Annotated in this window: 13 protein-coding genes; 8 read left to right on the top strand and 5 right to left on the bottom strand. The window is 71.2% G+C overall.

All coding sequences use genetic code 11. The annotated features are described in order from the left end of the window. Positions 1-20: 20 nt before the first annotated feature. Positions 21-563 carry an RICIN domain-containing protein gene (locus tag OG514_RS10000; protein WP_266893011.1) on the bottom strand — a complete coding sequence of 181 codons (543 nt, stop codon included), beginning with the start codon at positions 561-563 and terminating at the stop codon, positions 21-23. 260 nt (positions 564-823) lie between these two features. Between OG514_RS10000 and OG514_RS09995 the strand changes: the two genes are divergently transcribed. From OG514_RS09995 to OG514_RS09970, 6 genes are all read left to right on the top strand, one after another. Further along, positions 824-1,741 carry an LLM class F420-dependent oxidoreductase gene (locus OG514_RS09995; protein ID WP_266893010.1) on the top strand — a complete coding sequence of 306 codons (918 nt, stop codon included), beginning with the start codon at positions 824-826 and terminating at the stop codon, positions 1,739-1,741. A gap of 11 nt (positions 1,742-1,752) precedes the next feature. Next, complete coding sequence (locus tag OG514_RS09990) at positions 1,753-2,514, top strand: SDR family NAD(P)-dependent oxidoreductase (protein WP_266893009.1); 762 nt, start codon at positions 1,753-1,755, stop codon at positions 2,512-2,514. Positions 2,515-2,635: 121 nt separating this feature from the next. Continuing rightward, a complete protein-coding gene (locus OG514_RS09985; protein WP_266893008.1) occupies positions 2,636-3,760 on the top strand; it encodes an LLM class flavin-dependent oxidoreductase in 1,125 nt (374 codons plus the stop codon). A gap of 550 nt (positions 3,761-4,310) precedes the next feature. Beyond that, positions 4,311-6,038, top strand: a complete 1,728-nt coding sequence (locus OG514_RS09980; RefSeq protein ID WP_266893007.1) for an amidohydrolase family protein — start codon at positions 4,311-4,313, stop codon at positions 6,036-6,038. Beyond that, positions 6,035-7,486, top strand: coding sequence for an aldehyde dehydrogenase family protein (locus tag OG514_RS09975; RefSeq protein ID WP_266893006.1), 1,452 nt, complete (start codon positions 6,035-6,037; stop codon positions 7,484-7,486). The genes OG514_RS09980 and OG514_RS09975 overlap by 4 nt, the downstream gene beginning before the upstream one ends. Before the next feature lie 238 nt (positions 7,487-7,724). Beyond that, a complete protein-coding gene (locus OG514_RS09970; RefSeq protein WP_266893005.1) occupies positions 7,725-9,290 on the top strand; it encodes an APC family permease in 1,566 nt (521 codons plus the stop codon). Between the two features lie 89 nt (positions 9,291-9,379). Here the strand turns inward: OG514_RS09970 and OG514_RS09965 are convergent, their stop codons facing one another. Both OG514_RS09965 and OG514_RS09960 read right to left on the bottom strand, forming a co-directional pair. Next, positions 9,380-9,595, bottom strand: a complete 216-nt coding sequence (locus tag OG514_RS09965; RefSeq protein WP_266893004.1) for a hypothetical protein — start codon at positions 9,593-9,595, stop codon at positions 9,380-9,382. 67 nt (positions 9,596-9,662) lie between these two features. After that, positions 9,663-10,109, bottom strand: a complete 447-nt coding sequence (locus tag OG514_RS09960; protein ID WP_266900812.1) for a carboxymuconolactone decarboxylase family protein — start codon at positions 10,107-10,109, stop codon at positions 9,663-9,665. A 45-nt stretch (positions 10,110-10,154) separates the two neighbouring features. On the opposite strand from OG514_RS09960, the gene OG514_RS09955 reads away from it, so the two are divergent. After that, positions 10,155-10,667 (top strand): GNAT family N-acetyltransferase, encoded by a 513-nt coding sequence (locus OG514_RS09955; RefSeq protein WP_266893003.1) that lies wholly within the window; start codon positions 10,155-10,157, stop codon positions 10,665-10,667. Here OG514_RS09955 and OG514_RS09950 read toward each other — a convergent pair. Together OG514_RS09950 and OG514_RS09945 are read right to left on the bottom strand one after the other, a co-directional pair. Then, positions 10,633-11,100 (bottom strand): carboxymuconolactone decarboxylase family protein, encoded by a 468-nt coding sequence (locus tag OG514_RS09950; protein ID WP_266893002.1) that lies wholly within the window; start codon positions 11,098-11,100, stop codon positions 10,633-10,635. The genes OG514_RS09955 and OG514_RS09950 overlap by 35 nt on opposite strands. A gap of 146 nt (positions 11,101-11,246) precedes the next feature. After that, positions 11,247-11,999, bottom strand: coding sequence for a GNAT family N-acetyltransferase (locus tag OG514_RS09945; protein ID WP_266893001.1), 753 nt, complete (start codon positions 11,997-11,999; stop codon positions 11,247-11,249). Positions 12,000-12,104: 105 nt separating this feature from the next. On the opposite strand from OG514_RS09945, the gene OG514_RS09940 reads away from it, so the two are divergent. Next, the gene (locus OG514_RS09940; RefSeq protein ID WP_266893000.1) at positions 12,105-12,764 is read left to right on the top strand and encodes a hypothetical protein; all 660 of its coding nucleotides are present in this window, start codon (positions 12,105-12,107) and stop codon (positions 12,762-12,764) included. The last annotated feature ends 15 nt before the right edge of the window (positions 12,765-12,779 follow it).

The raw sequence follows: 12,779 nt of genomic DNA, 5'->3' as shown, positions 1-12,779 counted from the left end.
CGCGTTCCGGACGACACCCCCTAGCCCCTCGCCCGGGCCGTCCACATCTGGTTGGTGCCCCCGGTGCAGTCCCACTGCTGGGCCCGGGCGCCGTTGACCGTGCTCCAGCCGCTGATCTCCAGGCACTTTCCGCTGTGCTTGTTGATCAGGTAGAAGACGTCGTCGTCGATGTAGTGCTCGTCCCACATCTGGTTGGCGCCCCCGTGGCAGTCCCACTGGCGGACGGTCGCACCGTTGGCCGTGCTCCAGTCGGCGACTTCCAGGCACTTCCCGCTGTTGGCGTTCTTCTCGATGCCCCACCACCGGCCGTTCACCCAGCTGCCGGTGGAGGCCCAGCCCTGGTTCGAGCCGCCGTGGTAGTCCCACTGGTTCACGAGGGCGCCGTTGGCGGTGGACCAGCCACCGACCTCCAGGTATCGCCCGCTGTTGAGATTCTTGTAGGCGAGCCCGCCCAGGTCCTGCGCGCTGGCGGACGGCGCCTGCACGCCGCCCACCAGCGCGAGGGCCGCGACGGCCGTTCCGAGCGCCCGCAGCGCCGTGGCGGCCTTCTTGCGTGTCTGCATGCTTCCTCGTTCCCCGTGGCTCCTGCTGAACGGCACCGAGCGCCTACGGCTTCGATGCCCGCGGCCGAGAGCGTAGGGGTCCGGCCCCGCCCCAGCGGTGCGGGAAAGGGCGGATCTCCGTCCCGGGATGTGTTCCGGGACGGCCGGGACGGCCGGAACCCGTGCTGCGGGAGCCTTGTCTGATGGGTCGTCAGGTACGAGCATGGGTCCCGCCCACATAAGTGACGGTACGTCAGAGGTACGGCTCAAGGGGGTCTCCCATGGTGGTCTACGGGATGCAGCTGCCGGTCCAGTCGCAGAGCGCGATCTACGCCGAGCCCTGGGAGGCGGCCGCCGGGCCGGCCGATCTGCTCGCCGTCGCCCGTGCGGCCGAGGACCACGGCTTCGACTACCTCGCGAGCTGCGACCACGTCGCCATCCCACGGCGGCTCGCCGAGGCCATGAGCACCGTCTGGTACGACCCGGTCGCCACGCTCTCCTTCCTCGCCGCCGCCACCGAGCGGGTCCGGCTGCTCTCGCACGTCGCCGTCGTCGGACTGCGCCATCCGCTCGTCACCGCCAAGGCGTACGCGACGCTCGACCACCTCTCCGCCGGCCGGCTCGTCCTCGGGGTCGGCGCCGGGCACGTACAGGAGGAGTTCGAGGCGCTCGGGGTGGACTTCGCGCGCCGGGGAGCCGTGCTCGACGAGACCATGGACGCGCTGCGGGCCGCGCTCGGGCCCGAGGAGTACCCCGAGCACCTGGGGGAGCGGTTCGCCTTCAAGGACCTCGGGCAGCTGCCCCGGCCCGCACAGGAGCGCGTCCCCCTCTGGGTGGGCGGCTCCTCCCCGGCCGCCGTGCGCCGCGCCGCGCTCAAGGGCGACGGCTGGCTCCCGCAGGGCGACCCGCGCGAGCAGCTCGCCGCACAGATCCGGAAGCTGCTGCGGCTGCGCGCCGAGGCCGGGATCGAGGAGCCGATCACCGTCGGCGCGATCGCCGAGCCGCTGTACATCGGCACGCCCGACCGGCCCGTCGGCCGGCGCACCCTCAGCGGCCGCCCGGAGGAGATCGCCGCCTCCCTGCGCGCGTACGGGGAGATGGGCGTGCACCAGATCCAGGTCCGGTTCCGCTCCCGGAGCCGTACCGAACTCACCGACCAGATGGCGGCCTTCGGCACGGAGGTCGCCCCCCACCTCTAGGGAGTACGGACATGGGCAAGCTCGACGGGCGGGTCGTCCTCGTCACCGGTGCGGCGCGCGGGCAGGGCGAGCAGGAGGCCCGGCTGTTCGCCGGGGAAGGGGCCAGGGTCGTCCTCGCGGACGTCCTCGACGACGCAGGCGAGGCGCTGGCCAAGGAGCTGGGGGAGGAGCGGGCCGCTTACGTCCACCTCGACGTGACCCGGGAGGAGGACTGGGCCGCCGCCGTGGCCCGCGCCAAGGACCGGTTCGGGAAGATCGACGGGCTCGTCAACAACGCGGGCATCCTCCGTTTCAACGAGCTGCTCTCGACCCCTCTGGAGGAGTTCCAGGCGATCGTCTCGGTCAACCAGACCGGCTGCTTCCTGGGCATACGCACCGTCGCGCCCGAGATCGCGACGGCCGGCGGCGGCACGATCGTCAACACCGCCTCGTACACGGGGCTGACGGGGATGGCCGGGGTCGGCGCCTACGCCGCCTCCAAGCACGCCGTCCTCGGGCTGACCCGGGTCGCCGCCCTGGAGCTGGCCGCGAAGGGGATCCGGGTGAACGCCGTCTGCCCGGGGGCGATCGACACCCCCATGAGCAACCCGGAGGGCGTGGACCCGGCGGCCACGGCCGAGCTGTACCGCAAGCTCGTGCCGCTCGGGCGGATCGGGCGCCCGGACGAGGTGGCGGCCCTCGCGCTCTTCCTGACCGGGGACGACTCGGCTTACATCACGGGCCAGCCCTTCGTGATCGACGGCGGCTGGCTGGCCGGGGTCAGTCTCTTCTAGTCCTACCTGACGAGTCGTCAGGTATTGACGCACCTGCCGCACGGTGCGACAGTCGGGCACATCACGAATCTGACGGCACGTCAGAAACTCCGTCAGAAACTCACGAGGACGGTGAACCCCCTTGGAATTCGGGATCTTCGTACAGGGATACGTCGGCAAGCGCGCCGAGACCGATCCCGAAGCCGAGCACAAGGCCCTCATGGAGGAGACCGAGTACGTCATCCAGGCGGACAGGTCCGGCTTCAAGTACGCCTGGGCCTCGGAGCACCACTTCCTGGAGGAGTACTCGCACCTCTCCGCCAACGACGTCTACCTGGGCTACCTCGCCCATGCCACCGACCGGATCCACCTCGGCTCCGGCATCTTCAACCCCCTCGCCCCCGTCAACCACCCGGTGAAGGTCGCCGAGAAGGTCGCCATGCTCGACCACCTCTCCGGCGGACGCTTCGAGTTCGGCTCCGGCCGGGGCGCGGGCTCCCACGAGATCCTCGGGTTCATGCCGGGCATCACCGACATGAACTACACGAAGGAACTGTGGGAGGAGACCATCGCCGAGTTCCCCAAGATGTGGCTCCAGGACGAGTACGTCGGCTTCCAGGGCAAGCACTGGTCGCTGCCGCCGCGCAAGGTCCTCCCCAAGCCGTACGGGAAGTCCCACCCCGCGATGTGGTACGCGGCCGGGTCGCCCTCCTCGTACGCCATGGCCGGCAAGAAGGGTCTCGGCGTCCTCGGCTTCAGCGTGCAGAAGGTCTCCGACATGGAGTGGGTCGTCGAGTCCTACAAGACCGCGATCAAGGAGGCCAAGGCGATCGGCGACTTCGTCAACGACAACGTCATGGTCACCTCGACCGCGATCTGCGCCGAGACCCACGACAAGGCGGTCGAGATCGCGGTGGGCGGCGGCCTGAACTACCTCCAGTCCCTCCTGTTCCGCTACCACGACACCTTCCCGCGGCCGGAGGGCATCCCGGAGTGGCCGGAGCTCCTGCCCGAGTACTCGGCCGAGATCATCGAACTCCTCATCCAGGAGGAGCTGATGATCTGCGGCGACCCCTCCGAGGTCCTCGCCCAGTGCAAGCGGTGGGAGCAGGCCGGGGCCGACCAGCTCTCCTTCGGGCTCCCGATCGGGATCTCGTACGAGGACACGATGAACTCGATCAAGCTGATCGGTGAGCACGTGATCCCCGAGATCGACACGGACCCGATCCACCGCACAACCCGCTTCCGCCAGTCGTCGGGCACGTAACGGAAGCCCCTCCGGGGGCGGTCCGCGCTCGTCGCCCCCGCGGGAGGCCCGGACCCGCGACCCGCGCGGGAGGTTCGCACCCGTGACCCCCGCTGCGCGGGCCTCACCTGCCCCCGCCCCCCCGTGTGGGCAATCGTCCCGCAGGGCGGGACGGGTGGGCACACGGGACGGCGCACTCGGCGGCGCCTCCGCCCCTTGTGCCTGGACCCGCACCAACCGCTCGGTGCACAGGGGGTGCGGGTCAGGGCGCAGGGAGCCCGGGCCCGGCAAGGGGCGCCGTTCCGTTGTGCCCACCCGTTCCGCCCCAGCGGAACGATTGCCCACAACGGGGGGCGCGGGGGTGGGTGGGAGCCGCCCCAGCGGAACAGATGCCCACAACGGGGGGCGCCGCCTCGGCGGGGCGATTGCCCACAACGCGCCGGGCATCGTGAAGCGCGGGGTGGTGTCTTCCCGGACCGCCGCCCCGTACCGGCCCCGGCCGGAGGCCGTTCCGCGGCGGCCCCCGGTCCGGGGCACACCCGTGTCCACGTCCAGAAAGGGAGGGAACGTCATGCTCGATCACCTGATCAAGGGCGCCACCGTCGTGGACGGCACCGGCGCCCCCGCCCACGTCGCCGACATCGGCATCCGCGACGGCCGGATCGTCTTCGCCGGGCCCGGCGCGGTCGCCCGTACGACCGAGGACGCCACCGGTCTCGTCCTCACGCCCGGCTTCGTCGACCCCCACACCCACTACGACGCCCAGCTGTTCTGGGACCCGTACGCCACCCCGTCCATGAACCACGGCGTCACCACCGTCGCCGGCGGCAACTGCGGCTTCACCCTCGCCCCGCTCCACCCGGACCGGCCCGAGGACGCCGACTACACCCGCCGCATGATGTCCAAGGTCGAGGGCATGGCGCTGAAGGCGCTGGAGGAGGGCGTCGACTGGAGCTGGTCGTCGTTCGCCGAGTACCTCGACGCCCTCGACGGACGGATCGCCGTCAACGCCGGCTTCATGGTGGGCCACTGCGCCCTGCGCCGGTACGTGATGGGCGCCGACGCCGTCGGCGGGCAGCCCACCCCCGAGCAGCTCGCGCACATGGTCGCCCTTCTCAAGGAGGCCATGGAGGCCGGTGCCTGGGGGCTGTCCACCACCCAGTCCTCGACCCACTCCGACGGCGACGGCGCTCCCGTCGCCTCCCGGCACGCCACCGCGGAGGAGCTCATCGCGCTCTCCCGCGCCGTCGGCGAGCACGAGGGCACCCAGCTCGAAGCGATCCTGGCCGGCTGTCTCGACCAGTTCTCCGACGACGAGATCGAGCTGTTCGTCGAGATGACGGCGGCGGCCGGACGGCCCCTCAACTGGAACGTCCTCACCATCGACGCCGCCGTCCCCGAACGCGTCCCGCGTCAGCTCACCGCCTCCGAGCGGGCCCGGAAGTCCGGCGGCCGGATCGTCGCCCTCACCATGCCGATCCTGACCCCGATGAACATGTCGCTCGGGACGTTCTGCGCCCTCAACCTCATCCCGGGGTGGGGCGAGATCCTCGGACTTCCCCTCCCCGAGCGGATCGCGAAGCTCCGCGACCCGGACGTGCGGGCCGAGATGCTGCGGCGCGCCGACTCCAAGGAGGCCGGGGTCTTCCGGCGCCTCGCCCACTTCGGGCGGTACGTCATCGGGGACACGTACAGCCCCGAGAACGAGGGCCTCACCGGCCGGGTCGTCAACGACATCGCGGCCGAGCGCGGCCAGGACGCCTTCCAGTGCCTCGTCGAGATCTGCGCCAACGACGAGCTGCGGACCATTCTGTGGCCGATGCCCAGCGACAACGACCCGGCCTCCTGGGCCCTGCGGCGCGAGACCTGGGACCACGAGGACGTGATGCTCGGCGGCTCGGACGCGGGCGCCCATCTGGACCGGATGTGCGGGGCGCCGTACACGACCCGGTTCCTCGGCGACTGTCTGCGCGGCCGGAAGCTCGTCCCCCTGGAGCGGGCGGTGCGGATGCTGACCGACGACCCGGCCCGGCTCTTCGGGCTCCGCGAGCGCGGCCGGATCGCCGAGGGCTTCCACGCCGACCTGGTCCTCTTCGATCCGGAGCGGATCGACGCCGGCCCGGCGACCCTCGTGCACGACCTGCCGGGGGACAGCCCGCGGCTCGACTCGCGCGCGGTCGGGATCGTGTCGGTACGGGTCAACGGCGTGGAGACGGTACGGGACGACGAGGTGACCGGCGCGGTCCCGGGGAAGGTACTGCGCTCCGGCCGTGACACGAGGACGGTGGCGACCAGGTGAACCAGAAGCTCTTCATCGGCGGCGAGTGGGTCGAGCCCGACGGAGGCCATTACGCCGTCATCGACCCCGCCACGGAGGAGGTCGTCGGTCTCGCGCCGGAGGCCTCCCGCGCCCAGGTGTACGAGGCGGCCGCCGCCGCCCGCGAGGCCTTCGCCACCTGGTCCCGTACGAAGCCGGAGGAGCGGGCGGTGATCCTCGACCGGGCCGCCGACCTGATGGCCAGGGACGCCGAGGCGAACACGCTCCTCGCCCGCGCCGAGACGGGCGCCACCACCGGCACCGCGCGCGGCATGCAGGTCGCCGTCGGCTCCGCCCGTTTCCGGCGGTACGCGCGCGGGGCGATGGAGCCGGTCGAGCAGCCGCTGCCCCCGCAGATCAACGAGGCGGGCCCGATGGGGAAGGCCGGAGTGTTCGGCGCGGTGGCGGTACGGCGCCCGGTCGGCGTGGTCACCTGCATCACCTCGTACAACAACCCCTGGGCCAACCCGGCCGGCAAGATCGCCCCCGCGCTCGCGATGGGCAACACGGTCCTGGTGAAGCCGGCCCCGCAGGACCCGCTCTCCGTGTACGCGATGACCCGCGCCCTGGAGGAGGCCGGCGTCCCGCCGGGTGTCGTCAACGTGGTCACCGGCTCCTCCGTGGAGTCCGGGCAGGCGGCCGTGGACTCCCCGGACGTCGACATGGTGTCGTTCACCGGCTCCACGGCGGTCGGGCAGGCGATCGGCGAGGTCTGCGGCCGCTCGCTCAAGCGGCAGCTGATGGAGCTGGGCGGGAAGGGGGCCGCGCTCGTCTTCGACGACGCGGACCTGGACTCGGCGGTGATGGGGATCGGGACGACGTTCTCCTTCTACAGCGGACAGATCTGTACGGCACCGACCCGGGTGCTCGCCCAGCGCGGGATCTACGAGCAGCTGGTCGAGAGGCTCACCGGCTATCTCGCCTTCATGAAGGTGGGCGACCCGGCGGAGAAGGGCACGATCGTCGGCCCGGTGATCTCGGCGGCACACCGCGACCGGGTGGAGTCGTACGTCGAGCTGGGGCGGAAGGAAGGGGCGCGGGTCGTGGTGGGCGGCGAGCGCCCGGACCTCCCGAAGGGCTTCTACGTGGCGCCGACGCTGCTCGCCGACTGCACCAACGAGATGCGGGTGGTGCGGGAGGAGATCTTCGGGCCGGTCGTCGTGGTCGTCCCCTTCGACGACGAGGAGGAGGGGATCGCGCTGGCCAACGACAGCGACTACGGCCTCCTCGACTACGTGTGGTCGGGCGACGTGGCCCGCGCCTTCCGGATCGCGGCCCGGCTGCGGGCCGGCGGGGTGGGTGTGAACACGATCGGCCGGAACATGGAGGCGCCGTTCGGCGGATTCAAGCGGAGCGGGGTCGGACGGGACGTGGGCTCGTACGCGCTGCACGCCTACAGCGAGCTGCAGGCGGTGGTGTGGCCGGGCTGAGGAGCGGCGGGAAACTTCCTCGGGAAAATTTGAAAACGGACATTTCGGTCCACGCTGCGGTTCCCGCATATCGGACATGGGTCGACCGACCTACCAGTTGGTCGGTCCGTGCCGGTCATCGATCTTTCAATCATCGGCAGGTGTCCGCTTCGACCCTCGCAATGCAAGGCGATGATCGATCAGATGAGCGGATTTTGATCCTCCGGATATGGAAACCGCAGCATTTAACGTCCTGTTCATGACTCAGGTGGAAGCCCGGCCCCAGGCCGGAGACACGGTAAGGGGCGTCAACGCCCCGGGCGACGCCAACGGCGTCCGTACCAAAGGCCTCGGCGGAAACTCCGTCGGCCTCCTCGGCAGCGCCGTCATCGGCATCTCGACCGTCGCCCCCGTCTACTGCCTGACCTCGACGCTCGGCTCCACCGCCGGCGAGGTCGGACTGCAGATGCCCGCCGTCTTCCTCGCGGGCTTCCTCCCGATGCTCCTCGTCGCCTTCGCGTACCGGGAGCTCAACAAGGTCATGCCCGACTGCGGCACCTCGTTCACCTGGACCGTGAAGGCCTTCGGGCCCAAGATCGGCTGGATGTGCGGCTGGGGCCTCGTCATCGCGACGATCATCGTCCTCTCCAACCTGGCGGGCGTCGCGACCTCCTACTTCTGGCTCCTCGCGGGTGAGATCAGCGGCAGCGAATCCATCGCCGCCCTGGACGACAACAAAGCCGTCCACATCGTCACCTGCCTGGCCCTCATCGCCGCAGCCACCGCGATCAGCTACCGCGGCATGACCGCCACCAAGGGCGTCCAGTACACCCTCGTCGGCCTCCAGCTCGTCGTCCTCGCCGTCTTCGTCGGCCTGGCCCTGACGAAGGCCGGCTCCTTCGAGACCTCGGTCGACTTCTCCTGGTCCTGGATGAACCCCTTCGCGGTCCAGTCCTTCGCCGCCTTCACCGCCGGACTCTCGCTCTCGATCTTCATGTACTGGGGCTGGGACGCCTGCATGGCGACCAACGAGGAGACCACCGGCAGCGCCAAGACCCCCGGCCGCGCCGCACTCATCGCGATGGTCGTCCTGGTCGGCTCCTACCTGGCCACCGGCATCGCCGCCCAGATGGTCGTCGGCTCCGGCGAGGAGGGCCTCGGCCTGGCCAACCCGGAGACCTCCGACAACGTCTTCGCCGCCCTCGCCGGCCCGGTGATGGGCCCGACGCTCGGCATCCTGCTCTTCGTCGCGGTCCTCGCCTCGGCGGCCGCCAGCCTCCAGACCACGTTCATCCCGGTCGCCCGCACGGTGCTCGCGATGTCCACGTACGAGGCGCTGCCGAAGTCCTTCACCAAGGTCCACCCGGTCTTCAAGACCCCCGGCAAGGCCACGATCGTCGCGGGCGTCGCCACCGGCGTCTTCTACACCGTGATGACCCTGCTCAGCGAGAACGTCCTGGTCGACACCATCTACGCGCTCGGCCTGATGATCTGCTTCTACTACGCGCTCACGGCCTTCGCCTGCGTCTGGTACTTCCGCGGCCAGCTGTTCCGCTCCGGCCGGGACTTCGCCTACAAGGGCCTCATGCCGCTGCTCGGCGGTCTGATGCTGACGGCCGTCTTCGGCAAGACCCTGTACGACATGTGGGACCCGGCGTACGGCTCCGGCTCCGCGGTCTTCGGTGTCGGCTCGGTCTTCGTGATCGGCGTCGGACTGCTGCTCATCGGCGTGGTGATCATGTTGGTCATGCAGCGCCGGAGCCCCGCGTTCTTCCGGGGTGAGGTCCTGACGAAGGAGACGCCGTCGCTGGTGGTGGCCGACTGACGGCCGTACGCACCTGAGTCCAGGAAACGCGAAGGTGGCGGGCCCGTGGGGGGTCCCGCCACCTTCGTTCTTCGTCCCTCGGGTACGGCTCAGTGGTGTCCGGGGAGCAGGCGTTCCACCGCCGCGTTGGCGGGCGGCAGGTCGGGGGTGCCGGCCGGCTTGGCCTTCGGGGTCAGGACACCGCTGAGCGGCACCACCGAGGGAAGGTTCATGCCGCCGGTGTCGGCGACGGCGGATCCGGCGGCGGCGAGACCGCCGGTCGCGGCGAAACAGGTCAGGGCGACTGCGGTGAGCATCTTCTTCATGCCCGCACCAACGCGGACGGCATGGATCCGGTTACGACCGCCAGGTCGCGCCGGGGGCCCGTGACGACTACCAGGTCGCACCCGCCGGCTGCCGGGTCGTCGCGTTGAGCCGGTTGAAGAGGTTGGTGACCCCCAGCCACAGCACGATCTGCGCGAGCTGCTCCTCGTCGTAGTGCCGGGCCGCCTCGTCCCACACCGTGTCCGGCACGGCGTCCGGACGGTCCGCGAGCCGGGTCGCGTACTCGGCGAGGGCGAGCGCCGCCCGCTCCGCCTCCGTGAAGTACGGGGCCTCCCGCCAGGCCGCCACGGCGTGCAGCCGCTCGTCCGTCTCGCCCTCCTTCTGCGACATCAGGGCCCCACCCACCACGCAGTAGCCGCAGCCGTTGATCTGACTGGCCCGCAGGTGGACCAGGCCGAGGGTGGTGCCGGGCACGTCGCCGCCCGACATGACGGCCTTCACGAGCTGCTGGATCGCGGGGCCGGCCTGGGGAAGGAGGGCGGCGGGGTTGGCCATACGGGCAGGGCGAAGCTGCACGGCGGGGCTCCTTAGGATGCATGCATGTATCGGGAAACGAACTGGTCGCTGCGCCCCGGGACGGCGGGCGACGTCGAGGTCATGGCGGAACTGAGGGCGGTCGTCATGCGGGACGACCTGGTGCGCCTCGGCCGCTACGACGAGCACCGGGTGCGTCAGCGGCTGCGCGACGGCTTCTCGCCGGAGCACACCTCGGTCATCGAGGTGGACGGCGGCTTCGCGGGCTGCGTCACGATGCGCCCGTACGAAGGGGGCGAAGGCGGTGAAGGGCTCTACCTGGAGCACTTCTACCTGGACCCCGGGGTCCAGGGGCGGGGCCTCGGGACGGCGGTGCTGCGGGAGCTGCTCGCACGGGCGGACGAGGCCGCGGTCCCGGTCCGCCTGGTCGTGCTCCAGGGAAGCGCCGCCCGCCGTCTCTACGAGCGCGAGGGCTTCGCGTACGAGGGCGAGGACCCGGTGGACGTGCTCCTCGTGCGCGAGGCTCCGGTCGGCGCCGGACCCCTCACAGGCCGACCCCGGCCGGCTGGCGGACGGTGACGTTGATCCGGTTGAACAGGTTCGTGACGGCCACCATCAGGACGATCGCCGCGAGCTGCTTCTCGTCGTAGTGGTCGGCGGCCGCGTCCCAGACGTCGTCCGGCACGGCGTCCGACGTGTCGGCGAGCCGGGTCGCCGCCTCGGCCAGGGCGAGGGCCGCGCGCTCCTCGTCGGAGAAGTACGGGGCCTCGCGCCAGGCGGCGACGGCGAACAGCTTCTCGTCGCTCACGCCGTTCTTCTTCGCGCTCTTCGCGCCGTAGTCGACACAGAACCCGCAGCCGTTGATCTGGCTGGCCCGCAGATGCACCAGCTCCAGGGTGGACTCCGGGACGCCGCCCTCACGGGTCGCCTTCACCAGGTTCTGGATGGCGGGACCGGCGCCGGGGAGGACGTAGGCGGGGTTGGTCATCCGGGGGGTGATCTCGTGGGCCATGGTGATCGCTCCTCAGCGTCTCGCGGTGTCTCGCGGTGTCGTTCTTCCGTCGCTTTCACTGAACTGACGGATCCGACGCGGAGGGTGTGACAGCTTCCGAGAACTTTTTCCGGAGAAGTTTTCCGAGGGGCCGGTCCGGAGATTTCCTACGCCTCCGCGATGAGGGCGGTGGCGACCGTGCGGAAGCCGAGCCGGCCGTAGAGCCGGGCCACGTCCGCGTCCGTCGCCGACAGGAACACCAGCTCCACGCCACGGGACCGGGCGTCGGCCACCAGCGCCGCCGTCACCGCGAGCCCGAGGCCCCGGCGCCGGGCGTCCGGGACGGTGCCGACCCCGACGACCTCGGAGACGGCCCCGACGGGCTGGTGCTGCCCGGCGGCGAGCGCGGTGCCGGAGGCGTCCAGGGCGGCGGCGAGGCGGGTGAAGCCCGCCGTGAGCCGGGCGGCGACCTGGTCGGAGACCGTCGGCGTGGGCTCGGCGCCGAAGGCCGCGTACGGGGCGGCGACCGCGCTCGCCAGGACGGGATCGCCGGCGTCGACCATCCGTACGGTGACGCCCTCGGGCTCCGGTACGGCGAGCGGCCCTTCGCCCTCCAGGACCATCAGCGGATGCTCGTGCACGGTGAGCCCGCTCGCTTCGACGGCCGCCCGTAGCCCCGGGGTCGTCTCGGCGACCCACTCGAAGGCCTCCGGCGCCCCCAACTCCCGCTGCCGCGCCCGGACCCGGTCCACCTCGGCTGCCGACACGTCCCCGGCGTACCCGAGCGCGGGGCGCGCGTAGTACGGCCAGCCCTCCCCCTCCCGTACGAACAGGGTCAGGGGCCCGAAGTCCTCGGCGCGGGCGGCGGATCGGGGGACGGCGTCGTAGTACGTCTCAAGTCGGTTCAGCACGCGGGCCACGGTAGGCGGTGGGGCGGGAGAGCGCTCGGGGATTTCGGCCGGGACGGGAACCGTGCATGGCATGATCCCGTCACTCAGATCACGATCTGCTGGGGGGAGATGACGATGAGCAGGACGCACACCTGCCCGGGATGCGGGCGCGACGACCGGGTGCAGGCCGTGCCGGCCGTGTACCTGGGGGGACGGGACGCCGTCAGCAGTCGGGAGCGGAACCGGGACGGCGACATGCGGACCGTGACGCGGACGGTGACCACCGGGCTGTCCAACGCGCTCGCGCCCGTGCCCAAGGAGCCCACGTACGCCATCGGCTGCCTCGGCCTGTTCAGCGGCTTCGTGACCGTCGCCACGTTCATGGGCTGGGTCTTCGTCGGGGGCGCCCTGGAGGACGACCCCGAGCCCTCTTCGGCCGCGTACGACCCGTCGAACCCGTACGCTCCGCTGGAGCCATCGGACCGCCTCGGCCCGGACCTCGACTTCCTGGGCTGGGTCTCGGCCCTCGCCCTGCTCGTCACCGTCCTCGTGATCGTCGTCCTGGTGCGGCGTAAGGCGGCCTTCGCGCGCCGGACGCGCGGCCGCCACCGCGCCGAGGAACTCTGGTCGCGCGGCTGGTACTGCCACCGCTGCGGCACGGTCCACTTCGAGGACGTCCCCGGCGAGGACCGTGCCCCCCTCAGCCTCCAGCAGTTCCGCGAACGGGTCTGGGAGCACGGCGGCTACGGAGACCTGGCGGCCGAACAGCGGGCGGTGTCGGCGCTCGACGGCTGACGGGTCCCTCCTCCG

The organism is Streptomyces sp. NBC_00572 (genome assembly GCF_026341815.1).
Classification (GTDB): domain Bacteria; phylum Actinomycetota; class Actinomycetes; order Streptomycetales; family Streptomycetaceae; genus Streptomyces.
The sequence above is the reverse complement of the archived record's forward strand: the minus strand, read 5'-3'. Positions and strand labels throughout refer to the sequence as shown.